Annotated in this window: 27 protein-coding genes and 1 riboswitch; of the genes, 16 read left to right on the top strand and 11 right to left on the bottom strand. The window is 71.0% G+C overall.

Features of this window, described 5'->3' with window-relative positions; all coding sequences use genetic code 11:
* The 7 genes from ACPL7H_RS14530 (at position 1) to ribH (ending at position 6,923) form a co-directional block, all read left to right on the top strand.
* Positions 1–819 carry a uroporphyrinogen-III synthase gene (locus ACPL7H_RS14530; protein ID WP_424797570.1) on the top strand — a complete coding sequence of 273 codons (819 nt, stop codon included), beginning with the start codon at positions 1–3 and terminating at the stop codon, positions 817–819.
* Entirely contained in the window at positions 819–1,820 is a 1,002-nt protein-coding gene (gene hemB, locus ACPL7H_RS14525) for a porphobilinogen synthase (RefSeq protein WP_424797569.1), read from the top strand. Before ACPL7H_RS14530 ends, hemB begins: the two co-directional genes overlap by 1 nt.
* The gene (gene hemL / locus ACPL7H_RS14520; RefSeq protein ID WP_424797568.1) at positions 1,817–3,136 is read left to right on the top strand and encodes a glutamate-1-semialdehyde 2,1-aminomutase; all 1,320 of its coding nucleotides are present in this window, start codon (positions 1,817–1,819) and stop codon (positions 3,134–3,136) included. Before hemB ends, hemL begins: the two co-directional genes overlap by 4 nt.
* A gap of 71 nt (positions 3,137–3,207) precedes the next feature.
* Positions 3,208–3,335, top strand: a riboswitch (FMN riboswitch).
* Positions 3,336–3,421: 86 nt separating this feature from the next.
* Complete coding sequence (gene ribD / locus ACPL7H_RS14515; protein WP_424797567.1) at positions 3,422–4,456, top strand: bifunctional diaminohydroxyphosphoribosylaminopyrimidine deaminase/5-amino-6-(5-phosphoribosylamino)uracil reductase RibD; 1,035 nt, start codon at positions 3,422–3,424, stop codon at positions 4,454–4,456.
* Positions 4,457–4,468: 12 nt separating this feature from the next.
* Positions 4,469–5,068 carry a riboflavin synthase gene (locus tag ACPL7H_RS14510; RefSeq protein WP_424797566.1) on the top strand — a complete coding sequence of 200 codons (600 nt, stop codon included), beginning with the start codon at positions 4,469–4,471 and terminating at the stop codon, positions 5,066–5,068.
* A 26-nt stretch (positions 5,069–5,094) separates the two neighbouring features.
* The gene (gene ribB / locus ACPL7H_RS14505; RefSeq protein ID WP_424797596.1) at positions 5,095–6,444 is read left to right on the top strand and encodes a 3,4-dihydroxy-2-butanone-4-phosphate synthase; all 1,350 of its coding nucleotides are present in this window, start codon (positions 5,095–5,097) and stop codon (positions 6,442–6,444) included.
* Positions 6,441–6,923, top strand: a complete 483-nt coding sequence (ribH, locus tag ACPL7H_RS14500; RefSeq protein WP_424788312.1) for a 6,7-dimethyl-8-ribityllumazine synthase — start codon at positions 6,441–6,443, stop codon at positions 6,921–6,923. Before ribB ends, ribH begins: the two co-directional genes overlap by 4 nt.
* A 145-nt stretch (positions 6,924–7,068) precedes the next feature.
* On the opposite strand, the gene ACPL7H_RS14495 is transcribed toward ribH, so the two are convergent.
* The 3 genes from ACPL7H_RS14495 to cmtR form a co-directional block, all read right to left on the bottom strand.
* Positions 7,069–7,311 (bottom strand): hypothetical protein, encoded by a 243-nt coding sequence (locus tag ACPL7H_RS14495; protein WP_424797565.1) that lies wholly within the window; start codon positions 7,309–7,311, stop codon positions 7,069–7,071.
* Positions 7,312–7,323: 12 nt separating this feature from the next.
* Complete coding sequence (locus ACPL7H_RS14490; RefSeq protein ID WP_424797564.1) at positions 7,324–7,464, bottom strand: hypothetical protein; 141 nt, start codon at positions 7,462–7,464, stop codon at positions 7,324–7,326.
* A 117-nt stretch (positions 7,465–7,581) separates the two neighbouring features.
* A complete protein-coding gene (cmtR, locus tag ACPL7H_RS14485) occupies positions 7,582–7,938 on the bottom strand; it encodes a Cd(II)/Pb(II)-sensing metalloregulatory transcriptional regulator CmtR (RefSeq protein ID WP_424788310.1) in 357 nt (118 codons plus the stop codon).
* A 17-nt stretch (positions 7,939–7,955) separates the two neighbouring features.
* On the opposite strand from cmtR, the gene ACPL7H_RS14480 reads away from it, so the two are divergent.
* From ACPL7H_RS14480 to ACPL7H_RS14470, 3 genes are all read left to right on the top strand, one after another.
* On the top strand, positions 7,956–8,978 hold the full coding sequence (locus tag ACPL7H_RS14480) for an aldo/keto reductase (RefSeq protein ID WP_424797563.1): 1,023 nt from the start codon (positions 7,956–7,958) through the stop codon (positions 8,976–8,978).
* Positions 8,979–9,060: 82 nt separating this feature from the next.
* Positions 9,061–9,417: a PadR family transcriptional regulator gene (locus ACPL7H_RS14475; RefSeq protein ID WP_424797562.1), complete on the top strand. Its 357-nt coding sequence runs from the start codon at positions 9,061–9,063 to the stop codon at positions 9,415–9,417.
* Entirely contained in the window at positions 9,414–10,043 is a 630-nt protein-coding gene (locus ACPL7H_RS14470) for a hypothetical protein (protein ID WP_424797561.1), read from the top strand. Before ACPL7H_RS14475 ends, ACPL7H_RS14470 begins: the two co-directional genes overlap by 4 nt.
* 4 nt (positions 10,044–10,047) lie before the next feature.
* Here ACPL7H_RS14470 and ACPL7H_RS14465 read toward each other — a convergent pair whose 3' ends face one another.
* Genes ACPL7H_RS14465 through ACPL7H_RS14455 form a run of 3 tightly spaced genes read right to left on the bottom strand, consistent with a single transcriptional unit; the run spans position 10,048 to position 11,697 of the window.
* Positions 10,048–10,734 carry an alpha/beta fold hydrolase gene (locus tag ACPL7H_RS14465; protein ID WP_424797560.1) on the bottom strand — a complete coding sequence of 229 codons (687 nt, stop codon included), beginning with the start codon at positions 10,732–10,734 and terminating at the stop codon, positions 10,048–10,050.
* A 2-nt stretch (positions 10,735–10,736) separates the two neighbouring features.
* Positions 10,737–11,540, bottom strand: a complete 804-nt coding sequence (locus ACPL7H_RS14460) for a DinB family protein (RefSeq protein WP_424797559.1) — start codon at positions 11,538–11,540, stop codon at positions 10,737–10,739.
* A gap of 13 nt (positions 11,541–11,553) precedes the next feature.
* Positions 11,554–11,697: a hypothetical protein gene (locus ACPL7H_RS14455; protein ID WP_424788304.1), complete on the bottom strand. Its 144-nt coding sequence runs from the start codon at positions 11,695–11,697 to the stop codon at positions 11,554–11,556.
* Positions 11,698–11,783: 86 nt separating this feature from the next.
* Between ACPL7H_RS14455 and ACPL7H_RS14450 the strand changes: the two genes are divergently transcribed.
* A complete protein-coding gene (locus ACPL7H_RS14450) occupies positions 11,784–12,737 on the top strand; it encodes a helix-turn-helix transcriptional regulator (protein ID WP_424788303.1) in 954 nt (317 codons plus the stop codon).
* A 9-nt stretch (positions 12,738–12,746) separates the two neighbouring features.
* Here ACPL7H_RS14450 and ACPL7H_RS14445 read toward each other — a convergent pair whose 3' ends face one another.
* Positions 12,747–13,712: an arsenic resistance protein gene (locus ACPL7H_RS14445; protein ID WP_424797558.1), complete on the bottom strand. Its 966-nt coding sequence runs from the start codon at positions 13,710–13,712 to the stop codon at positions 12,747–12,749.
* Positions 13,713–13,824: 112 nt separating this feature from the next.
* On the opposite strand from ACPL7H_RS14445, the gene ACPL7H_RS14440 reads away from it, so the two are divergent.
* The gene (locus ACPL7H_RS14440) at positions 13,825–14,256 is read left to right on the top strand and encodes an ArsR/SmtB family transcription factor (RefSeq protein ID WP_424797557.1); all 432 of its coding nucleotides are present in this window, start codon (positions 13,825–13,827) and stop codon (positions 14,254–14,256) included.
* On the top strand, positions 14,253–15,893 hold the full coding sequence (locus ACPL7H_RS14435; protein ID WP_424797556.1) for a SulP family inorganic anion transporter: 1,641 nt from the start codon (positions 14,253–14,255) through the stop codon (positions 15,891–15,893). The genes ACPL7H_RS14440 and ACPL7H_RS14435 overlap by 4 nt, the downstream gene beginning before the upstream one ends.
* A 45-nt stretch (positions 15,894–15,938) precedes the next feature.
* Here ACPL7H_RS14435 and ACPL7H_RS14430 read toward each other — a convergent pair whose 3' ends face one another.
* The 3 genes from ACPL7H_RS14430 to ACPL7H_RS14420 are packed head-to-tail and all read right to left on the bottom strand — an operon-like array spanning position 15,939 to position 18,430.
* Positions 15,939–16,697, bottom strand: coding sequence for a sugar isomerase domain-containing protein (locus ACPL7H_RS14430; RefSeq protein WP_424797555.1), 759 nt, complete (start codon positions 16,695–16,697; stop codon positions 15,939–15,941).
* A 16-nt stretch (positions 16,698–16,713) separates the two neighbouring features.
* A complete protein-coding gene (locus ACPL7H_RS14425; RefSeq protein WP_424797554.1) occupies positions 16,714–17,433 on the bottom strand; it encodes an N-acetylmannosamine-6-phosphate 2-epimerase in 720 nt (239 codons plus the stop codon).
* Positions 17,426–18,430 (bottom strand): N-acetylglucosamine kinase, encoded by a 1,005-nt coding sequence (locus ACPL7H_RS14420; RefSeq protein WP_424797553.1) that lies wholly within the window; start codon positions 18,428–18,430, stop codon positions 17,426–17,428. Before ACPL7H_RS14420 ends, ACPL7H_RS14425 begins: the two co-directional genes overlap by 8 nt.
* A 230-nt stretch (positions 18,431–18,660) precedes the next feature.
* On the opposite strand from ACPL7H_RS14420, the gene manD reads away from it, so the two are divergent.
* Positions 18,661–19,893, top strand: a complete 1,233-nt coding sequence (manD, locus tag ACPL7H_RS14415) for a D-mannonate dehydratase ManD (protein ID WP_424797552.1) — start codon at positions 18,661–18,663, stop codon at positions 19,891–19,893.
* A 10-nt stretch (positions 19,894–19,903) separates the two neighbouring features.
* Here manD and ACPL7H_RS14410 read toward each other — a convergent pair whose 3' ends face one another.
* Positions 19,904–20,416, bottom strand: coding sequence for a GNAT family N-acetyltransferase (locus tag ACPL7H_RS14410; RefSeq protein WP_424797551.1), 513 nt, complete (start codon positions 20,414–20,416; stop codon positions 19,904–19,906).
* Between the two features lie 57 nt (positions 20,417–20,473).
* On the opposite strand from ACPL7H_RS14410, the gene ACPL7H_RS14405 reads away from it, so the two are divergent.
* Both ACPL7H_RS14405 and surE read left to right on the top strand, forming a co-directional pair.
* On the top strand, positions 20,474–21,505 hold the full coding sequence (locus ACPL7H_RS14405; protein ID WP_424797550.1) for a PfkB family carbohydrate kinase: 1,032 nt from the start codon (positions 20,474–20,476) through the stop codon (positions 21,503–21,505).
* Complete coding sequence (gene surE, locus ACPL7H_RS14400; protein WP_424797549.1) at positions 21,505–22,377, top strand: 5'/3'-nucleotidase SurE; 873 nt, start codon at positions 21,505–21,507, stop codon at positions 22,375–22,377. Before ACPL7H_RS14405 ends, surE begins: the two co-directional genes overlap by 1 nt.
* The last annotated feature ends 6 nt before the right edge of the window (positions 22,378–22,383 follow it).

Below are 22,383 nucleotides of genomic sequence, written 5' to 3'. Positions count from 1 at the left end.
GTGAGCAGTGACTCCCCGGCTCCGGGCTCGCCGCTCTCGGGCCTGCGAGTGCTCGTCCCGCGGGCCGGCGCCGAGGACCCGATCGCGCGCGCGGTCCGGGAGGCCGGGGCCGTGCCCGTGACCGTCGCACTCACCGAGACCGTGCCGGCCCACGACACCGTGATGGAGCGTGCCCTCGCACTCGGCGGTGCTGCGTGGCTGGTGCTCACCTCTGCTCGCACGGTTTCGGTGCTCGCGGACTACGCGGCCCGGACCGGGGCACCGCTCGGGGAGCGCCTTCGCCGTGCCGTTGCGGCCGGCACCCGACTGGCCGTCGTCGGCCCCGCCACCGCGGCTGCGCTCGCCGGCATCGGGCACCCGCCCCACCTGTGTGCCACCGCCCCGGAGTCGGCCAGGACGCTCCTGGCCGGCTTCCCCCGTCTCGGCGGCGGCGGTCGCGTGATCCTGCCGTGCTCCGCCCTCGCCGCGCCGGAACTGGTCCGGGGACTGCGCGAGCGGGGTTGGGACGTCGACCGCCAGGACGTCTACACCACCCGGGGCGCGGACCTCGACGCCGCCACGCGGGCACGGCTGACCGAGCCGTGGCCGGACGTGATCCTCCTCACCGCGGGCTCAACGGTTCGCGCCCTCGTGGCGCTTCTCGGTCCGCCGCCCTCCTCCACCGCCATCGCCGTCATAGGCGACCCCACCCGGCGCGCCGCCGAGCAGGCCGGGTTACGGGTCGGCGGCGTCGCGCCCGAGGCGACCCCGGCAGGCCTCATCGCTGCCGCCGCCCAGTCACTCCGTCACTGCCACCCCGACCCAGGAGCCGACCACTGATGTCCCCCATGCCTCCGCTCGCCGACCGCCCGCGGCGCCTGCGTGCCAGCGCCCCGTTGCGCCGACTCGTCGCCGAGCACCGCCTCTCGCCCTCCGACCTGGTGCTGCCCGTCTTCCTCGCCGAGGACGCGAGGGAGTCGCGTCCGATCTCCTCGATGCCGGGGGTCGTCCAACACACCGCGGACTCACTGCGCGCTGCGGCACACGAGGCCGCCGCTGCAGGTGTCGGCGGCATCATGCTGTTCGGAGTACCCGCCGTCCGCGACGCCGACGGCTCGGGCGCTACTGACCCGGACGGGATCGCCAACCGTGGTCTGGCGATGCTGCGGGAGGAGGTCGGCGCGGACGTCGTCATCATCTCCGATCTGTGCCTCGACGAGTTCACCGACCACGGTCACTGTGGTGTGCTGGCGGCGGACGGCTCGGTCGATAACGATGCGACGCTTCAGCGGTACGCCGAGATGTCGCTCGCCCAGCACGAAGCCGGCGCACATGTTCTGGGTCTGTCCGGCATGATGGACGGCCAGGTGGCCGCCTGCCGTGCCGCGCTGGACGAGGCCGGTGCCACCAGCGCCGCCATCCTCGCGTACTCGGCGAAGTATGCCTCCGCCTTCTACGGGCCCTTCCGTGAGGCGGTGGACTCCCGGCTCCGTGGCGATCGCCGCACGTACCAGATGGACGTCGCGAACCGCACCGAGGGCACGCGCGAGGCGCTTCTGGACCTCGCGCAGGGCGCCGACGTCGTCATGGTCAAGCCGGCGCTCGGCTACCTCGACGTTCTGTCCGACGTCGCCTCGGCCGTCGACATCCCGGTGGCCGCCTACCAGGTGTCGGGCGAACTGGCGATGGTCGAGGCGGCCGCGGCGAACGGCTGGCTGGACCGGGGCCGCACCATCCTCGAGACGCTGACCTCCATCCGCCGCGCGGGAGCCGGCATCATCGCCACCTACTGGGCCACCGAGGTGGCGGGCTGGCTCACCGGACAGCAAGGAGAGAAATGACCACGAACGATGATCTGTTCACCCGGGCACTCGGCGTCATCCCCGGGGGCGTGGACTCCCCGGTCCGTGCCTACGGCTCCGTTGGCGGCAACCCCCGCTTCGTCGCCGCGGCGTCCGGTGCTCGCATCACCGACGTCGAAGGACGCACCTACGTCGACCTTGTGGCCTCGTGGGGGCCGGCACTGCTCGGTCACGCGCACCCCGAGGTCGTCGCCGCCGTCCAGGACGCCGCGGCTGACGGGCTGTCCTTCGGTGCGCCCACGCTCGGTGAGATCGAACTGGCCGAGACCATCCGCGAACGGGTGCCCCCGGCGCAGCGGGTGCGCCTGGTCTCCACCGGAACCGAGGCCACGATGACGGCGGTGCGCCTCGCGCGGGGCGCCACGGGCCGTGACCTCGTCGTCAAGTTCGCCGGTTGCTACCACGGTCACGTCGACTCCCTGCTCGCCGAGGCCGGCTCGGGCGTGGCGACCTTCGGCCTACCTGGTTCCGCCGGGGTCCCGGCGGCAAGCGCCGCACAGACGATCGTGGTGCCGTACAACGACATCGGCGCGATCGAAGCGGTGTTCGCCGAGCGCGGCGAGGAGGTCGCCTGCGTGATCACCGAGGCCGCACCGGCCAATATGGGCGTTGTCGCACCCGCTGCCGGGTTCAATGCGGCCCTGCGGCGTCTCACCGCGCAGCACGGTGCGCTCCTCGTTCTCGACGAGGTGCTGACCGGATTCCGCGTCGGTCCGGCGGGCTGGTGGGGGCTCGAGGGTGCCGAGGAGTCCTGGGCCGCGGACCTCATGACGTTCGGCAAGGTCGTCGGCGGCGGGATGCCGCTGGCCGCGGTTGGGGGTCGTGCAGAACTCATGGAACTCCTTGCCCCGACCGGGCCCGTCTACCAGGCCGGGACCCTGTCCGGGAACCCGCTGGCAACCGCGGCCGGGCTCGCGACGCTCCGGCTCGCCGACGCGAGCGTCTACGCGCACGTCGACCGCGTGGCGGGCGTCATCGCGCAGGCTGCCGGGCAGGCCCTCTCCGCGGCGGGTGTGCCGCATGTGGTCAACCGGGCCGGGAACCTCTTCTCCGTGTTCTTCGGTCCGGACGCCGCGACCGGTGGCGTCCACGACTACGCCGGTGCCACGGCGCAGGAGTCGTGGCGCTATCCGGCATTCTTCCAGGCGATGCTACAGGCGGGGGTGGCCCTGCCGCCGAGCGTGTACGAGGCGTGGTTCCTCAGCGCAGCACACGACGACAACGCTGTGGACGTCATCCTCGAGGCGTTGCCGCGCGCGGCCCGGTCCGCCGCCCGGGCGCTGCCACCTGGTTGATGACGCCGGCGCCGCGGTGCACGGCGGTTTGGCTGTCCCTGGGAAGTGTGCCATGCTGCTGTCCAAGCAACACGTGCTCCGGGGTCGGTGAAATTCCGAGCCGGCGGTGACAGTCCGCGACCCGCGCGTCTGATGACAAGCGGTTGACCTGGTGGAACTCCGGGACCGACGGTGAGAGTCCGGATGGGAGGCAGCACTGTTGGCGCCGCCGTCGAACGACGACGGCGCCAGTGGCATCGTGCGTCCTCAGGCACCCCGGCTCACACCGAGGCAAGAGGAGACCAGGTGCCGGACGACGCTATCAACCGGGCGCTCCAGCGCGCGCTCGTGCTCGCTCGGCGGGGACCGCAGCGCGGTGGCAACCCCCGCGTGGGGTGCGTCATCATCGGTTCCTCCGGCGCCGTCCTCGCTGAGGGTTGGCACCACGGTGCCGGAACCGAACACGCAGAGGCCGCAGCCATGGCGGCGGCTGACCGTTCCACGCTCCGGGGTGCGACCGCCGTCATCACTCTGGAGCCCTGTCACCACAGCGGACGCACCGCGCCCTGTTCGCAGGCGCTGCTCTCAGCCGGGATCGCCCGGGTCGTGTATGCGGTCCGCGACCCCGATCCGGTCGCCGCCGGTGGCGCACAGTGGCTCCGGTCGCAGGGGTTGGAGGTTCGCACCGCACGGGAGGCGGAGGTGCCCGACGACGTCGTCCGCGGTGCCGAAGCACTCACCGAGGCCTGGGTCACCGCCGTGGAGCGTCGGACGCCGTGGGTCCTGGGCAAGATGGCGGCCAGCCTGGACGGCCGGGTCGCGGCGGTGGACGGCACCTCGAAGTGGATCACCGGACCGGTCGCCCGCGACCATGCCCACGCGGTGCGCGGTGACGTGGACGCCATCGTCGTGGGCACAGGCACCGTCATCGCCGACGACCCCGCGCTCACCGCACGCCGGGCCGGCGGCACGCTGGCAGACCACCAGCCGCTGCGGGTGGCCGTCGGCCATCGTTCCGTGCCCGCCTCAGCCGCGATCCGCAACGGCCCGGGGGACTGGCTCCACCTCACGACACGCGACATCCCCTCGGTCCTCGCGCGGCTCTGGGATGTCGGCGCCCGCCGCGTCCTGATCGAGGGCGGCCCGACCCTCCTCGGGGCCGCCGTGCGCGCCGGCGTGGTGGACGAACTGCACAGCTACGTCGCGCCGGTCCTGCTCGGAGCGGGCCCGGCCGCCGTCCCCGACCTCGGTGTGTCAACCCTCGCTGACGCGCACCGCCGACACACGACCGACGCACAACACCTGGGTGAGGACATCCTCGTCGTCACCCGACGAGCCTGAGGAGTTCTGGCGATGTTCACCGGACTTGTCGAGGAGGTCGGAACCGTTGACGACCGGACCGATCTTGACGGCGCCGCCGTTCTCGCTGTCACCGCGACCACCGTCCTCGAGGACCTGCGCACCGGCGACTCCATCGCGGTCTCCGGGACATGCCTGACTGTCACCGAACTGGACGAGCGCGGCTTCACCGCCGACGTCATGCCCGAGTCGCTGCGCCGGACGACCCTCGGTTCGCTGGCGCCCGGCGACCCGGTCAACCTCGAACGCGCAGTTCGCGTGGATGCTCGGCTGGGCGGCCACGTCGTCCAGGGGCACGTCGATGGCGTCGGCACGGTCCTGCAGCGCAGACCCGGCCCCCGATGGGACGAGGTCGACCTCGGGATGCCCGTCGCCCTCGCCCGGTATGTGGCCGAGAAGGGATCCATCACCGTCGAAGGGGTATCGCTCACGGTGACGTGGGCCGGCGACGAGGCCTTCGGAGTCGCGCTCGTCCCCACAACTCTGGAGCGGACCACCCTCGGTACGCTGGCTCGGGGGGACAGGGTCAACCTCGAGGTCGACGTCGTCGCCAAGTACGTCGCACGCCTACTCTCGGTGAGGGCTGACGTGTGAGTGTCGCGAAGGTTCCTGCGCGATCGGTGCCCTCGGGTGGCGCGGTTTCAGCGCACCGGGAACGCGTCGACGCCGCTCTGGCGTGCCTGCGCGACGGGCGCCCTGTTCTCGTGGCCGACGACCGGGACCGGGAGGACGAGGTCGACGTCGTCCTTCCCGCGGCGACGGCCACCACCACATGGGTTGCCTGGACCATCCGGCACACCTCGGGCTACCTGTGCGCCCCGCTTCCCGAGCACCGGGCCGACCACCTGGAGCTGCCGGTCATGGTGCGCCGCACCCAGGATCCACGCGGCACGGCGTACACCGTGTCCGTCGATGCCTCCGGCGGCGTGGGCACCGGCATCTCAGCGGCGGATCGCGCAACGACCCTGCGAGTGCTCGCCGACCCGACCGCCGGTCCAGCCGACCTCATCCGGCCCGGTCACGTCCTCCCGCTGCGCGCCCTACCCGGCGGCGTCCTGGAGCGGCCCGGACACACGGAGGCCGCTGTTGACCTGTGCCGCCTCGCCGGCGTCGGTGACGTGGCAGCCATCGCCGAACTCGTCGAGGACGACGGCACGATGACCAACCGTGCCCGGGCGGCGGTTCTGGCGCGGCGCCACGGCCTCGCCCTACTCACGATCGCAGACCTCATCGCCTACCGGAGTGCCGAGGGTCGGCCTGCGGTTCCGGCACCGGCACACACCTCGAACCGGGTCCGCGCCCGCGGGACCGCCCGCCTGCCCACCCCGCACGGCGTATTCGACGTTCACGCCTATGCGGACCTGCGCACCGGGGATGAGCACCTCGCCCTCACCGCACCCGGCCCGATTCATGACGGCGGCACCGCCGCGCGCCCGGACCCACTGGTTCGCCTGCACTCGGAGTGTCGCACCGGGGATGCGCTCGGATCCGCGCGGTGTGATTGCGGGGAGCAACTGCGCACCGCCATGGCCCGGGTTGCCAAGGAAGGCGGCGCGGTGATCTACCTCGGCGGTCACGAGGGCCGCGGCATCGGGCTTCTCCCGAAGATCGCGGCGTACGCACTGCAGGATGCCGGGGCCGACACCATCGAGGCGAACCTCAGGCTGGGCCATCCCGCCGAGGCGCGCGAGTACGGCGCGGCCGCGGCGATCCTCACCGACCTCACGATGCGCAGGATCCGGCTGCTCACGAACAACCCCGCCAAGGTCACCGGCATGACCGACGCCGGTATCGAGGTCAGCGCCGCGCTCGGGCTCGACGTGGGTCACACGCCCCATAACCATCGCTACCTGGAAACCAAGAGGACGGCCATGAACCATCATCTGCCGAGTCTGGACGCCCGCATGGGTGGCACAACCACTCCCCGCCCCGCCGAACGCGGAACCGACGCCACGGAGGACCTGTCATGAGCGGTCCGGGAGCGCCTACCGTCACACCCGACGGCGCAGGCCTCACGGTCACGGTGGTCGCCGCGCAGTGGCACGCCACGGTCATGGAGGGCCTCATCGCCGGAGCCCTCCGCGCCACGCACGAGGCCGGTGCTGTCGCGACTCTCCTGCGGGTTCCCGGTTCGTTCGAACTCCCGGTGGCTGCTGCCGCCGCCGCTCGGGCCGGCGCGGACGCAGTCGTCGCGCTCGGCGTCGTGATCAGGGGGGAGACCCCGCACTTCGACTACGTCTGTCAAGCCGCGACGAACGGCCTCACTGACGTCACGGTACGAACCGGTGTGCCAGTCGGCTTCGGACTGCTCACCACCGACGACGAGGCGCAGGCCCTGGACCGGGCGGGGCTGCCCGACTCGCGAGAGGACAAGGGAGCCGAAGCAGCCCAGGCAGCCATTGCGACGGTACTCTCCATTCGCCGCCTCGACGGCCGCGACCGGATCTGACTGCCCGATCGTGACCGGCGAGTAGGTGCTCGGAGAACCTACTCGAGCGGGTTCTTGCGATCGACGTCGGGCTCCCGTCCCCTCAGCAGCCACGACGCCGCATGAGCTCCCGCCGGGTCAGGAGGGAGCCGGCTGCTCCGCCGCCTCAGTCGCGCTGACGGCGTGTGTGGTCGGCCGGTTCGTCGCGGTTCATCTCCTCCAGGACCTCGACGGGCGACTCCACCTCCCCGCGCCACGCCTCGATGCCCTCACGGATCGCCAGGAAGGCGACCACCAAGGCCGCGACGGAGTCGGCCCAAGCCCAGCCGAACAGGGTGTTGAGCAGCAGACCGATCAACACCGTGCCGGACAGGTAGACGCAGAGCACCAGCTGCCTGGCATCGGCCATCACACTCTTGGACTAGAGTTCACGGCCGGTTCGGTGCTCCAGCCAGGCCAGCGCCGGCATCACGATCAGGCTCAGAGCCGCGATGCCGATACCCAACGGGGAGGAGTCGACGTCCGGGGTTCCGGTCAGGGAGAGCACCGAGTCGGTGATCACGGGCGCCGGCCCAGATCGCGACGATGGCTTCCAGGACGTTGTAGGTGATGGTGAAGGCGACGATGAAGCGCACGCGGCGATCGAGGGTGGTGCGGCGCGCTGCGGTGACCGCAGCGGTCATGAGGTCCTCGCGGCGCAGCAGTCGGGGACGGGGCAGGCGGAATCCATACACGGTGCGTCCTCATCGACGGCCAGCGTCACCTCGATCAGGACGGTCAGGGCGCGGGCCAGGTGTGGATCGGCGATCTCATACCGTGTCCGGCGGCCCTCCGGTTCGGCGACGACGATGCCGCAGTCGCGCAGGCAGGTGAGGTGGTTGGACACGTTCGAGCGGGTCAGCCGGAGATCGCGGGCCAGCGCGGCCGGGTAGCTCGGCGCGTCCAGAAGCGTCATGAGGATCCGGGACCGGGTCGGGTCCGCCATGGCCCGGCCCACCCGGTTCATGACGTCGAGATGGTCGGCAATAGTCAGCACCCGATGACTATACAGCGGTGACTGTACTAGTTTGTCGCGCCCGTCTGATGACGGCAGCGCTCGGGGTCGGGCTGGCAGACTGGCCGGTGCCGTACTCCCACGACGAAAGGTCTGCACCGGTGCCTCCCGACATTCCGACCCTGGCCACTCCGTCCGCCATCACGCTGGGCACCTCCGGGCTGGGGCAACCGGACGACGCCGAATCCGAGGCCGCGCAGGTGCGTGCTGCCGTGGCGTTGCTGGGCAGTGAGCACACGCTCATCGACACCTCCAACGCCTATGGCGGGGGCCGCAGCGAACTCATCCTGGGGAAGGCGATCGCCGAGGCCGGTGGCGTGCCGGCGGGCAAGCAGATCGTCTCCAAGGCTGACGCAGAGCCCGGTACCGGCGTCTTCGACCGGGATCGGGTGATGCGCTCCTTCGAGGAGTCCATCACCAGGCTCGGGCTGGACACCCTGCCGCTGTATCAGTTGCACGACCCGTACACCATCACCTTCGCCGAGGCGATGGGCACCGGGGGTGCGGTACAGGGTCTGGTGGAACTGCGTGAGCAGGGCGCGATCGGTGCGATCGGCGTGGCCGCCGGACCCACCTCGATGCTCACCGAGTTCGTGCGTACCGGCGCCTTCGACGTGCTGCTCACCCATAACCGCTACACCCTCGTGGACCGCTCGGCAGCGGACCTGATCAGCGAGGCGGCCACCGCGGGCATGACGGTCCTGAACGCCGCTCCCTACGGGGGCGGGCTGCTCGCCGGTGGCCCGCGGGAGGGGGCGACCTACGCCTACCAGGCTGCGCCGTCGGCCCTGTTGGCCTGGCTGGAGAGGCTCCAGCAGGTCTGCACCGCGCACGGGGTGCCCAGCGCGGCGGCCGCGCTGGCGTTCTCGGCCCGCAACCCCCACATCGCCTCCACGGTGGTGGGCGTGCGTTCACCGCAGCGGCTGGTCGAACTGGATCGGTTGCTGGCCACGGAGGTGCCCGCGCAGATCTGGTCCGCGATCGAGGCGCTCGGCGTGCCGCCGTCAACGATCGAGGACTGAGGGTTCGATCGCGGACGCCGGCAAGGTGATGAGCAATGCCATCTAACTTGCATAGCAACCTAGGTTGCTTTACGTTAGCGGGATGGCGACGCCGTCGACCCAGGAGTGGCCCGCGCAGTGGCTTCGCGGCCCGCTTCCGCTGTGCGCGCTAGAGGTGATCGCGCGGCACGCACCACTGCACGGCTACGCGATCACCCAGCACTTGGAGGAAGCCGGCCTGGGCAGCATCGGGGGAGGCACGCTCTACCCGCTGCTCGGCCGGTTCGAACGGGACGGGCTGGTCAGCACCGACTGGGTTGCCGGCGCGAACGGCCCGGCTCGGAAGGTCTATGTCCTGACCGAGACCGGCGTGCAGCGACTGCAGACCGATGCCGAGCGCTGGCACCGGTTCGCCGAGATCACCACCACGTTGCTCGCCAAGGAAGGGGCGCCGGCATGAGCACCTCGATCGATGAACTGTATGACCGGATTCCCCACGTCGACCGCCACTGGGCGGCCCGGGCGATGACCGAGCTGCGGCTCCGCGATGTCAGCGGCGCGGACATCGGTGCCGCCATGGCCGAGGTCGACTCCCACATGGCTGAGCACGGCGGTGACATCCATGAGGTATTCGGTGATCCCGCGACCTATGCGGCCGCACTCGACCTGCCCGACACCGACAGGCTGCGTGGGTCCCAGTGGGTGGGCGTCTGGCTACCGTCCCTCCTGTTGTACGCCGGGGTCAGCATGCTCCTGGGCGCCGTGGTGCAGGCCTTCGGTGGAGGTGGGCTGCCGCTGGCCCCGATGGGGATCGTGCTCCTGGTTCTCGTGGCCGTGGCGTGGGCGGTCGTCCGGTGTGACCTGCTCCGGGTGATGGTGACCCGGCCGGTGGTCAGCGGGGTGGTGCTGGCGGCACTCATCGCCGGAATCGGCGTCCTCACGGCGCTCGTACCCGGTCCGTGGCTGGATCTGGCCCCCGCGGTGGCGATTCCCGCCGGAGGTGCCCTGGTCGCGGCAGGGATACTGCTACTGGAACGCCTCCGGCGGCGCGCGGTGGCCAACGCGATCACGCTACCGCGCGCCTAGGGACCTACCCGGTCAGGGTCGAGATGATCTGCGCGAGTTCTCCGGGCCGGGTCAGCATCGGCCAGTGCCCGGAGTCGATGTCGACGAAGGTGACCTGCTCGGCCTTGGTCAGTTCGGGCATCTCACCGGCCCTCAGCCACGCCTCGGCGTCCTCGGCGCTGTACTCCGGGCACACCAGCACCACCGGCACGGCATAGCGGCGCTCATCGCGCAGGTGCACCACCCCCTTGGTCACCGTGCCCGGAACCGGGATCGCCGCTGCGCTGAAACGGTCCTTGGCAGCCTGGTCCAGGTCGGCGGAGTCGGGGCCCTCGAAGGCTTCCCAGCCGGGGAAGGGAACCTGCCCGTTGGTGGGTTCGAAGAAGTCGGCGTAGGTGCCGCCGTCAGCGGCCGGGAAGCCGCCGATCAACGCGACCGTGGCGACCTCCTCCGGCCTGGCATCGGCCGCGATCCAGGCCAGGGTGCACGCGGCCGAGTGCCCCACCACCAGCACCTGACCGGATGCGGCGTCCACCGCCTGCAGCACTGCCTCGACCTGGTCGGCGAGCGTGGCCTGCTGCCCGGCGGAGCCGCTGGTCTGCCCCGGGAGCGCCACCGGGTGCGGGCGGTGGCCGAGTCGTCGAAGTTCGCCGGCCACCTCGTCCCAGGCGCTCGCGTCCAGCCACAGCCCGGCGATCAACACGATGTCCATGCTCATCCCTCCTCGTTCGCCAGAATATCCAGGTCACGTTCGGCGTACCGCCGGTGCTCCCACTGCTCGACCAGCACGATCCACAGGCAGGTCCTGACCGGGAAGTCCTCCGCCTGCGGCCAGCCCGGTTCGGTGCGGGTCACCGTCGCCTCCAACTGCTCCGGGGTCAGGTCCTCGATCACCCGGCGCACCGAGGCGGTGCGCCGGTCCCGGACCGCCAGCACCTCGTCCAGGGTCGGACGGGCCTGGCGGTCCCACGGGATTCCGTCCCAGCCGGGCGCTTCGTCCCAGGGCAGGTCGAGCGGGTGCCAGGGGGAGAGCTCGCCCAGGATCATCCGATCCACCCAGGCGGCGTTGGCGAAGTTCAGGTGGCGCAGGGTCTGGATGAAGGACCACTCCTCATTGACGCTGCGATGCAGGATCTCGGCATCGAAGGTGCGTGCGCGTTCGATGGTGCCCTGCCACAGGCGCTCCAGGGTGGTCCAGGCCCGGCCGAACTCCTCCGGAGTGCTGGCCCGCAGGAGGGTGCGCTCGGGCTCGCGCCGGTCGAGTTCCGCCTCGATGAGGGGGCCGACGTCGACGCCGTTGATCACGACGTTGCGCAGTTCACCATCGATCGTGACGTCGACCAGCTCGGCACCGCGCACCCGGGTCCCGGCGAATAGCGACCCGCGGATGTCCGCGCCGGAGAAGTCGACCGAGCGCATCCGGGCGTCGGTGAACCGGACCCTGGTCAGGTGGGCCTCGCGCAGATTCACCCGCTCCAGGTTGGCGCCGGCCAGGTCCCGGTCGGTGAGATCGGTCACAACCGGGCCCCGCTCATGCCGAGCGGGTGCCGCGCCTGCGGCGACGTCCGGAGTGGCGGGCCGACGCGCTCTGCGGCCGGATCAGGTCCCACTCCGGTGGGTCGGTCGGGGTGCGCACCACGTGCAAGCCGAGTGCGGCATTGGTGAGTTGTTCCATGACTCCTCCTTCGTTGCTTACCACCGTAGAAGCCATTCCGGACGATCTGCTTCCGCCTTCTTTAGATGCCGTACTACCGTGGTCCGATGACCGACCTGAGCCCCACCGCCCGTGCGTTGCGCGCGTTGGAAATCCTGCACGCCCGCCCGGGGGTGACCGCCGAGGAGCTGGCCCAGCGGCTGGATGTCAGCGAACGCGCCGCCCGGCGCTACATCGGCATCCTGCGCGAGGCCGGGATCCCGGTGGAAGCGACCCGCGGCCGCTACGGCGGCTACCGGCTGGGCCGCGGCACCCGGCTGCCGCCGGTGACGTTCACCGAACTCGAGGCGCTCGCGCTGGTGATGGCGGTGCTGGACAGCCACCCCACCGCCACCGATGACGACGACGCGGTGGGCCAGGCGCTGGGCAAGGTGATCCGGGCGCTACCCCCGGCGATCGGCCGCCAGGCCGGGGAGATGCGCGCCCATGCCGCGGCTGCACCGGATCCCTATCAGGCCCAGGCTGACCCCGCCATCGCCAGTGCGCTGATCGCCGCTGCTGCAGCGCACCAGCGCACCCGGATCACCTACCGCAGCAACCCGGACCGGGAGTGGGACGCCGACGTGGACCCGTGGTCGGTGGTGGTGCGCTTCGGGCGCTGGTACCTGCTCTGCTTCGCCCACCACGTGCGCGCGGTGCGCACCTACCGGGTGGACCGGATCTTGAAGGTGCAGCCCGGCACGTTCACGTTCGAACCGCGCCAGGACCTGGACCCCGTGGCCGAACTGGAAGAGAATCTCGGCCTGGGCTGGCCGTTCGAGACGCGGGTGGTCTTCCACCATACGCAGGACGAAGTGAAGCAGTGGGCGCATCCGGCGATGGGCCGCCTCGATGACCATGCCGAGGGGTGCCTGCTGAGCGGGACCACCAGCGACCCGTACATGTACGCCGCGGAGTGGCTGGCCCGCATCCCGCTGTCCTACCGGGTGGAGGGCGGGGCCGAACTGCGTGAAGCCGTGGTGGCGCTGCGGGATCGACTCGGCGTGGCGGTGTTCGGGTAGGGGACCGGGTCAGCGGTCGGGGAACAGCCGGGGCACCAGCCACAGGCAGGCGATCATGCCGAACAGTTCCACCAGCGCCTGGATCACGATCACCAGCGCCACCACCTCCCACCCGGGCGGAAGCGCCAGTGCCACCGGTAGCACCAGGAACGAGTTCCGGGTGGCCAGGGTGAAGGCCAACGTGCGACCCCTCGCCGGAGCGAGGCCCACGAGAAGGGTGCTCATCCTGGCCACCACCAGTGCGCCGGCGAGGAAGACTGCGGCGACGGTGACGACGACCGGCACCAGGTGGGCGGCCCCGAGCGCGGCATCGGTGTGGGCCGCGGCGACGGCGAAGATGACCGATCCCAGCAGGGGCACCGGGGCGTGTCCCAGGATGTTCCGGATCTGCTCACCATCACGGCGCCGGCGCAGCGCCGGCTCGGTCAGCACCGCAGCCAGCAGCGGTCCGAGCACCACGAGCAGCGCCGGCCACAGGTCGGCGAGGTCCAGTGCGGCGCTGATCCGGGTACCGGCCATCAGCCACAGGTAGGCAGGTAGGAGGAGGAACTGCAGAAGGAGATTCACCGGCGTCAGCGCGATCGCGGCCGGAGTGTCACCGCGACCCAACTGCGTGAACGTGATGAACCAGTCGGTGCACGGCACCAGCAGCACCAGGAGCAGTCCCAGCCGCAGCGCGTCGTCGGCGGGGGTGAACTGCAGCACGAGCCATACCAGGGCCGGCATGATCAGGAAGTTGCCGGCCAGCGCAGACGCGAGAAATCGACCATCGGCGAAAGCCGCTGCCATCGAGCGCAGCGGCACCTGGGTGAAGGTGGCATAGAGCAGCAGGGCCAGCGCCGGCCAGACCGCGATCTCCAGCGCGAGGCCGGCCTGGGGCCACCGGCTGCCAGTTCCGAGACCGAGGAGGGCGAAGCCGAGATAGATCCAGACCTGCCCGCGCTCCAGGCGCTCGCGGAGAGTGGGAGTCGGCACGCGCTCGACTGTAGGTCACCTGGGATCACCTGGAGCCCCAGCGCGGGCACCTCCGACCAATTTGACATCGACAATATGATGGAATGGTCAAGTCATCATCTTGGAGGCATGTGTGGGGTTCGCGGTACAGAATCAGCCGCTGTATGAGATCAAAGCCGACCTGTTCAAGGGCTTGGCGCATCCGTTCCGGATCCGGATCCTCGAACTCCTCGCCGCCGACCCCGAGGTCTCGGTGGCGCAGATGCTCACCGATATGGACCTGGAGGCCTCGCACCTGTCCCAGCACCTGTCCGTGCTACGTCGGCACCGCTTGGTGACCTCCCAGCGACGGGGCTCGCACGTCTACTACCAGCTCGCCTCCGCCCGAGCCGCCGAACTGCTCACGGTCGCCCGGTTGCTGCTCGCGGACATCCTGCAGACCAACGCCGCCCAACTCGAACAGGCCACCGCACCGGCGCCACCGGCGCAGCAGCCACAGGCTCCGCCCCAGGAGCCGGCAGCGGCAGTCCAGGACTCTCCGACAGATGCGGTGGAGGCTAAGTGAGCACCTGGCGCTCCCTGTTCCCGAGCCGCCAGGACTACACCGGACTGGGCAGGACATGGAAACGCGACGTGATGGCGGGGCTGACCGTCGGCATCGTCGCGCTGCCCCTGGCCCTGGCCTTCGGCGTGAGTTCGGGTGCGGGCGCCGAGGCCGGACTGATCACCGCGATCGTGGCCGGACTGGTGGCCGCGATCTTCGGCGGCTCCCACATCCAGGTCTCCGGCCCCACAGGGGCGATGGTGGTGGTGCTGCTGCCGATCGTGGTCGACCACGGCCCCGGTGCCCTGGTGGTCACCAGCGTGATGGCCGGTCTCCTGGTGCTCCTCGCCGGATTCCTACGGCTGGGCCGCACCATCAGTTACATCCCCTGGCCCGTGGTGGAAGGGTTCACGATGGGGATCGGCGTCATCATCTTCGCCCAGCAGATCCCTGCCGCCGTCGGGGCCTCCGATGCGGTCGACTCCACCAACGCCGTGGTCGCGGCTGCGCAGGCTTTCGGAGCGGCCACCTGGCCCAACACCTTCCTCACCCTGGGGGCGGTGGTCACCGTGGCGGCCATCATGATCGCCACCGGTCGGTGGTTGCCGCAGGTGCCCGGCTCCTTCCTGGGGATCGTGCTGGTGACCGTGATCGCCGTCGTCGCCGCGGTGCCGCTGGAGACCATCGGCGCCCTGCCCGACGGTCTGCCCGCACCCACGCTGCCGGAGGTGAACCTGGACATCCTGCAGACGCTGGCCGGGCCTGCGCTGGCGGTGGCCGCACTGGCAGCGATCGAGTCGCTGCTGTCGGGCCGGGTGGCCCACTCGATGTCCGAGGTCGGCCCGTTCGATGCCGACCGGGAACTGGTGGGACAGGGCATGGCCTCGGTGGCCTCGGGACTGTTCGGGGGCATGCCGGCCACCGCGGCGATCGCGCGCACCGCGGTGAACGTGCGCTCGGGAGCCCGAACCCGGGTGTCCGCGGTGGTGCACGCCCTGGCGCTGCTGGCCGTGGTGTACCTGGCCTCCCGGGTGGTGTCCCAGGTACCACTGGCCGCGCTTTCCGGTGTGCTGATGGTCACCGCCGCACGGATGATCTCGGTGCGGGTGGTGCGCACCATGTTCGCCACCACCCGCTCCGACGCGTTGGTGTTCACCATCACCGCGATCATCACGGTGTCCTTCGACCTGGTGGTGGCGATCCTGATCGGGCTGGCGGTGGCGGCGTTCTTCGTGCTGCGGGGCCTGAGCCGGGCCAGCGGCGTGCACCGGGAGACGATCGCCGGGAAGGTCCAACCCGGCGATGAGCGGATCGCGGTGTTCCGCATCGACGGTGCCCTGTTCTTCGGAGCGGTGGAACGGATCATGGAACGGGTCGGCGAGCACGAGGGGATCGACGTGGTGATCCTGCGGCTGTCCCAGTTGCATCTGGTCGATGCCACCGGTGCGCACTCCCTGGCCGCGGTGGTCTCGGAGTTGGAGAAGCGCGGCGTCACGGTGCTGATCAAGGGTGTGCGCCCGGAGCACCTGAACCTGATGCGCCGGCTGCAGGTGTTCAGCGCGTTGCGGCACCGCAGCCACCTGTTCGATGATCTCGAGCCCGCGGTGGAGCACGCCCGCTCCCACATCCAGCGGATCGACGCGGCCGCCCGGCCCTAGCCCGCTCCCGCCCCGCGAACCGCCCGGGATGGTGGCGAGACCGGCTCAGGGCTCGCCGACGCGCAGCCGGGTGCCGTAGCGGGCACGGATGGTGTCGTTGTGCTCATCCCCGCCGGGTACGTTCGCCGACACCAGGATCGGCGGCGTGTCGCCGCGATCGAGCATGATGCCGCAGACCTCGGCGGCGATCATCTCCGCGATCATGTTGGCGGTGACGGCGCTGGAGGGGACGGCCGCCCCGACACCCGGGATCTCCACCTCGGCATCGCCGAACACCGACCCGTTGTCGATCACCACATCGGCCACCTCGAACAACCGCCGGCCCGAGGGGTGCCGGGAGGTGATCTGGGTGGTGTGGTCCATGCTGGTCACCGCGATCACCTGGTGCCCGCGCCGGCGGGCCTCCACCGCCATCTCCACCGTCGCCCCGTTGCCGCCGGAGTTCGAGGCGATGATGAAGGCGTCGGCCGGGTGCAGTTCGGCCAGGTCCAGCACCGCGTGGGCGGTCTCGGGCCTGCGCTCGGCATCGGGGGTCATGATGTCGGCCGGGTCGGTATCGCCGTACATCACCACGTCCTTGACGTTGAGTTGATTGGCCGGGACCAACCCACCGGCCCGGCCGGCCACCTCCATCGCGAATCCCCGGGAGTGCCCGGTGCCGAACGCCTGGATGATGCCGCCGGCGTCGAGCGCCCGCACGTACACCTCCGCGGCCGCGCGGATGTTGGCGGTCTGGGTGGTCAGCACCCGGGTCACGGCGGACATGATGGCGGAGGCGGCGATGGTCTGGTTGATCACGGTCACGGAAGGTCTCCCGGGGTTAGGCGGCACCGCCGCGCGGGGTGGCGGCGGCGAAGGAACGGGTCAGGGTGAACGGGTCGGTGATCGCGGTCCCGACGACGACGGCGTGGGCGCCGGCATCGAAGGCCGCGTTCACATGGGCGGGGGTGCGGTAGCGCCCTTCGGCGACGACGGGCAGGTCGAACCCGGCGCACATGGCGGCGAGCAGGTCGAGGTCGGGGCCGGCGGGCTCGGGCCGTGCCGTTGCGGTCGCGGTGGCCGCACGAGCGCCGGTATATCCGGCCAGCGTGGTGGCCAGCAGGTCGGCCCCGGCCCCGGCGGCGTGCTCGGCGCTCGGTATCGAGTCACAGTCGGCCATCACGGGCACGCCCAACCGGGCATGGATCGCCTCGATCAACTCCGCCAGGGTCAGTCCCGCAGGGCGCGCGCGTGCGGTGCCGTCCACCGCCACCATCGCGGCTCCGGCGCGCACCACCTGCTCGGCACCGGTGAAGGTCGGGGTGATGTAGACCCCTGTCCGCCGCCCGGCCTTGGTGATGCCGATGATCGGCAGGTCGGTGACGGCGGCGATCGCGGCCACATCGGCGGCCCCGTTCGCGCGGAGACCCACGGCTCCGCCGGCCTCGGCGGCCCGGGCCATCGTGGCCATCACCGGTGCCTGCCCGATCGGACTGGCCTCGGGAGCCTGGCAGGAGACCACCAGGCCGCCGGCCGGAACGGGTATCGCGCGGCTACTCACGCCGGCCTCCCGGGGAGGGTTGTGAGGAGAGATCGTCGTGCGGCTCGACGGCAGGAGGCGTCGTCGTCGGCCGGCTCGTCGTACCGTAGGCGTGCACCCTCGGTGCATAGGGCCCGGCATCGCCGCCGGCCAGCCAGGCCGCCCCGTCGAGCGCGGTGCCGGCCGGGTCCTGCAGGTGCGCGTCCGGCAGCACCTGGGCCAGAGCACTGGCCAGCACAGGGGTGAGCACCTGGCGTGAACGCATCAGGCCACCGACCACCACGACCGGGACCGGACCGGTACCGAACCCGGCAGCCGCCGCGGTGATGGAGCGGGCCAGCGAGGTCATCGAGGTCCGCACCAGCCCTGTCGCGGTCGGCTCGCCGGCATCGGCAGCGGAGATGACGTCAGCGGCGAAGGCGGCCACAGCGGCGACCGGTGCCTTGGAGCGATAGATGCGGTGTGCGATCTGGTCCACCGGGCCGTACCGGGCGATGGCCGCCCTCGTCAGGGTCGTGGGCGGGTGCAGGCCCTCGGCGTGCTCCAGCACGGCCCGCAGCCCGCGCCGGCCGAGTTGGAAACCCGACCCCTCATCGCCGAGCAGGTAGCCACGACCGTCCACCACGTTGAACTCACCGCCCGGGGTCAACCCGATGACGGCGGTTCCGGTGCCGATCGCGGCGACCACACCGGGCGCGCCCCGCAGGGCACCGGCGTGCCCGGTGACGTCATCCCCGACCAGCAGCACCCGGGTGGCGCCGCTGGCCGCAGCCACACCGCGGGCCAGCTCCCGGAGCGACTGGTCCTCCTGGAACAGCCCGCTCATCCCCAGCGCGGCCACCTGGACGCGCGGGCTGCCCAGCCGCGCCAGCCCCTGCCGGATCGAGGCGAGCATCCCCGGAACATTGCCGCCGGGACGATGCTGCACGCCGTCGGCCTGCGCCTGGGCACCACCGGAGTGGCGCAACCGGATCTGGGACTGCCCACCATCGATAGCCAGCCATGACGTGATGCTCATGGGCCGGCCTCGGGCATCTCTACTCCTCCTGACAGGTGACGCACAGGTCTCCAGCGACCCAGCCTCGCAGGCGGGACGCCGATGACCTCAGCCTAAGGGGCACAGGTACAGGGAAGGCCGGTGACGCGACCGCACCTCGCCGGTCGGGTGGCCCAGTCGCGGCGAGGCCGGCGGGAACAACCTTCGGCAACCGGTTGTCTGGCCTGGTTTCCCGGTGTTTGTCTGGGCCGATGATCATCGAACAGGCCGACGTCATCGTCACCAGCCCGGACCGCAACTTCGTCACCTTGAAGGTCACCACCGACGAAGGGCTCACCGGCCTGGGTGATGCCACGCTGAACGGCCGCGAGCTCTCGGTGGTGTCCTACCTGCGCGACCACGTGGTGCCGCTACTGATCGGCGGCGACGCCGGGGCGATCGAGGACACCTGGCAGTTCCTCTACCGCAGCGCCTACTGGCGCCGCGGTCCGGTGACGATGGCCGCGATCGCCGCGGTCGACGTCGCGCTCTGGGACATCAAGGCCAAGGCTGCCTCGATGCCGCTGTACGAACTGCTCGGCGGGGCCTCCCGGCGCGGGCTGCTCGCCTACGGACATGCCTCGGGCGGCACACTCGAGGCGCTCTTCGACAGCATCCGCGAGCACCAGGAGCAGGGTTTCAAGGCCATCCGGGTGCAGAGCGGGGTGCCGGGCCTGAAGTCGATCTACGGCATTGCCTCGGACGCCACCTACTCCGAGGGTGGGACGCAGGAGTACGAACCGGCCCAGCGCGGTGCGCTGCCCCACGAGGAGGACTGGGACACCGGCAGCTACCTGCGCCACATCCCGACCGTTTTCGAGGCCGTCCGCAACGAGTTCGGCCCCGAACTCCCGCTGCTGCACGATGCTCACCACCGGCTCAGCCCGATCCAGGCGGCGCGCCTGGGCAGGTCCCTGGAACCCTATGACCTGTTCTGGCTCGAGGACGTCACCCCGGCGGAGAACCAGGAGGCGTTGCGGCTGGTGCGCCGGCACACCACCACACCCCTGGCGATCGGGGAGATCTTCAACACCGTCTGGGACTACCAGCAGATCGTGCGCGAACAACTCATCGACTACGTGCGCAGTTCGGTCACCCACACAGGCGGGATCTCCCACCTGAAGAAGGTGCTGGATTACGCCGCGCAGTACCAGATCAAGTCCGGGATGCACGGGCCGACCGACGTCTCCCCGGTGGGAATGGCCGCGGCGCTGCACCTGGGCCTGGCGATCCACAACTTCGGAATCCAGGAGTACATGCAGCACGGGGCCCGCACGAACGAGGTGTTCAAGCAATCCTTCACGTTCACCGACGGGCTGCTGCACCCGGGGAACGCTGTGGGTCTGGGCGTCGAGTTGGACACCGACGAGGCCGGCAAGTATCCCTACGAGCGGGCCTACCTGCCCTATAACCGGCTCGCCGACGGCACCGTGCACGACTGGTGAGGTGGCGTGCTCAGGTGGACACCAACTGCTTGCCGAAGAAGTGCGTGGCGTGGGGGTTGTCCTCGAACCGATCCACGGGCTGATAGCCGGCGGAGGTGTACAGGCCGCAGGCCTCGACCAGTGATTCGTTCACGGCCAGCAGCACCCGCCGCGCTCCGAGCGCACGCGCCCGGTTCTCCAGTTCCTTGAGGAGGAACGTGCCCAGGCCGCGCCCGCGCACGTCGGGTTTGAGCCACATCCGCTTGATCTCCACCACCCCGGGCTCGAGCACGTAGACCGCCCCGAAACCCACCACGGTGGCGGTGCCGACCTCGCGGACCAGCACGAAGTCCCCTCGCGGCGGCGTCACATCGGCTGGATCGTCGGCATGGGTGAGGTCGGGGTCCTCGTCGGTGCCCAATCGCTCGCTGAGTTCGCTGCGGTAGTGCTGCATGGCCCGTGCTGCCGCGACACTGCCGGCCTGCCCACCCAGGATCCGCACCGGCGCGGGCGGGCGGTGCTCGGGGCTCGTCGGGGGCACCATCCACCTAGTGTGCACCGCCATGCTGCGGGCTGTCCTGTCCGGTTCTAGGCTCGCGCTATGGCAGACCCGGACCAACCCCACCGGAGCCCCCGCCTGTGCGTGCTGGCGGCCACCCCGCTCCTGATGGTGGAGATCGAGTCCTCCGACGAGGAGGGCGAGGCGGCAGGGAATGTGCATCTGCATCCGGGCGGACAGGGGTTGTGGGTGGCCCGTATGGCTTCATCGCTGGGCGCCGGGGTGACCGTGTGCGGCCCCTTCGGTGGCGAGGTCGGTGCGGTGCTGAGCCCGATGCTCGCGGAGGAGAATCTGCGGATCCGGGCGGTGCCGTACAACGCGGGCAACGGCGCCTATGTGCACGACCGGCGGGCAGGGCAGCGGGTGACCCTGGCGCACATGGTTCCCGGACCGCTCACCCGGCACGAGATGGACGACTTGTACGGCACCGTGCTGGTCGAGGCGCTGGAGTGTGACGTGTTGGTGGTGACCGGGGCCGAACCGGAGCGGGTCCTGCCGGCGGAGTTCTTCGCCCGGATCGTGCGGGACGTGCGCAGCGCGGGGATCCCGGTGGTGGCCGACCTGTCCGGGAACACGGCGAAGGCGGCCGCGGCGGAGTGTCCCACGCTGCTGAAGATGAGCCACGAGGAGATCCAGGCCGCCGGCCTGGCTGACCATGACGATCTGGCCACCCTGGAGGAGGCCGGCCGGGAACTGGTCTCCGGCGGGGTGGAGGCGATGTTGATCTCCCGGGCCGGGGAGCCGCCGCTGCTGGTCACCGCCGACTCCGCGCGACTACTCGTGGGACCGGTCGTCACCCCACTGGACCACCACGGCGGGGGCGACTCCATGACGGCCGGGGTTGCGGTGGCGCTCGGGCGCGGAGCCGGGGTGGCTGAAGCCGCCCGGCTAGGTGCCGCGGCGGGGGCCCTGAACGTGACCCGTCGGGGGCTGGGCACCGGCAGGCGCGAACAGGTCGAGCGGTTCGCCGACCACATCGGGATCGAGGAGGTCGCCGGCGCGGGCGGCCGGAGTGCGGACGGCACCGATGCCGGCGGCAGTGAGCGCGGGAACGACGGCGGGAGCAGCGGCTGATGCGGGTCCTCATCACCAACGACGACGGCATCGCCTCTCCCGGCCTGACCGTGCTGGCCGAGGTCGCCCTCGCGGCCGGGTGCGACGTCGTCGTGGCCGCCCCGCACCGGCAGTACTCCGGTGCCAGCGCGGCCCTGACCGCACAGGAGGTCGACGGCGCGCTGGTGCTGGTTGAGGGGCGCCCGCCCGGACTGCCGGAGGAGGTCACCGCATTCGGGGTCAAGGCCGCGCCCGCGCTGATCACGTTCGTGGCCGCCTACGGCGCGTTCGGTGAACGCCCCGATCTGGTGCTCTCCGGCGTCAACCTCGGCGCGAACACCGGGCGGGCCACCCTGCACTCCGGCACCGTGGGTGCCGCACTGTCGGCGGCGACGCAGGGGATCGGAGCACTGGCCGTCTCGATTGCCTCCGGGGACCCACAGCACTGGGACACGGCGCGGCTGGTGAGTGAGCACGCGTTCGACTGGTTGCTCCGTCAGCCGGCCGATGAGCGGGTGCTCAACGTCAACGTGCCCGATATCCCGGCCGGCCAGTTGCGCGGACTCAAACCCGCACCACTGGCCAGTTTCGGTGCCGTGCAGGCCAGTGTGCGGGAGAAGGGCAAGGGTTACGTGATGCTGACCTACTCCGGTGTCAGCGCCCGGGAGGAGCCCGGCTCCGACCACGACCTGCTCACCCGGGGCTGGGCCACGGCCACCCTGCTCAGTGCGCCCTATGACGATCCCGGGCAGACCGTGCTGCCCGAGTTCGAGAGTGGCGGCACGGACGTCGCGGTGGACGTGGGCTCCGGAGCGGTGATGAGTTCGGGCGATGACAAGCCCAGCGGTGAGATCTCCGAGGAACTCACCGGCCGGGATGCCCCCGGCGGGTGAGCGGCG

The sequence above is a fragment of the Pseudactinotalea sp. Z1732 genome, from assembly GCF_049724975.1.
Classification (GTDB): domain Bacteria; phylum Actinomycetota; class Actinomycetes; order Actinomycetales; family Beutenbergiaceae; genus CALKWS01.
Note: the sequence above shows the minus strand (reverse complement) of the source record. Positions and strands in the feature narration are given on the sequence as shown.

What these genes read in the sequence shown, in the direction of transcription:
- ACPL7H_RS14420 (WP_424797553.1), bottom strand. Translation starts at nt 18,430, where the DNA reads ATGAGCATCACGTCATGGCTGGCTATCGATGGTGGGCAGTCCCAGATC.
- hemB (WP_424797569.1), top strand. Translation starts at nt 819, where the DNA reads ATGTCCCCCATGCCTCCGCTCGCCGACCGCCCGCGGCGCCTGCGTGCC.
- ACPL7H_RS14495 (WP_424797565.1), bottom strand. Translation starts at nt 7,311, where the DNA reads ATGGCCGATGCCAGGCAGCTGGTGCTCTGCGTCTACCTGTCCGGCACG.
- manD (WP_424797552.1), top strand. Translation starts at nt 18,661, where the DNA reads ATGATCATCGAACAGGCCGACGTCATCGTCACCAGCCCGGACCGCAAC.
- ACPL7H_RS14410 (WP_424797551.1), bottom strand. Translation starts at nt 20,416, where the DNA reads ATGGTGCCCCCGACGAGCCCCGAGCACCGCCCGCCCGCGCCGGTGCGG.
- ACPL7H_RS14465 (WP_424797560.1), bottom strand. Translation starts at nt 10,734, where the DNA reads ATGGACATCGTGTTGATCGCCGGGCTGTGGCTGGACGCGAGCGCCTGG.
- ACPL7H_RS14405 (WP_424797550.1), top strand. Translation starts at nt 20,474, where the DNA reads ATGGCAGACCCGGACCAACCCCACCGGAGCCCCCGCCTGTGCGTGCTG.
- ACPL7H_RS14450 (WP_424788303.1), top strand. Translation starts at nt 11,784, where the DNA reads ATGACCGACCTGAGCCCCACCGCCCGTGCGTTGCGCGCGTTGGAAATC.
- ACPL7H_RS14475 (WP_424797562.1), top strand. Translation starts at nt 9,061, where the DNA reads ATGGCGACGCCGTCGACCCAGGAGTGGCCCGCGCAGTGGCTTCGCGGC.
- hemL (WP_424797568.1), top strand. Translation starts at nt 1,817, where the DNA reads ATGACCACGAACGATGATCTGTTCACCCGGGCACTCGGCGTCATCCCC.
- ribH (WP_424788312.1), top strand. Translation starts at nt 6,441, where the DNA reads ATGAGCGGTCCGGGAGCGCCTACCGTCACACCCGACGGCGCAGGCCTC.
- ACPL7H_RS14510 (WP_424797566.1), top strand. Translation starts at nt 4,469, where the DNA reads ATGTTCACCGGACTTGTCGAGGAGGTCGGAACCGTTGACGACCGGACC.
- surE (WP_424797549.1), top strand. Translation starts at nt 21,505, where the DNA reads ATGCGGGTCCTCATCACCAACGACGACGGCATCGCCTCTCCCGGCCTG.
- ACPL7H_RS14470 (WP_424797561.1), top strand. Translation starts at nt 9,414, where the DNA reads ATGAGCACCTCGATCGATGAACTGTATGACCGGATTCCCCACGTCGAC.
- ACPL7H_RS14455 (WP_424788304.1), bottom strand. Translation starts at nt 11,697, where the DNA reads ATGGAACAACTCACCAATGCCGCACTCGGCTTGCACGTGGTGCGCACC.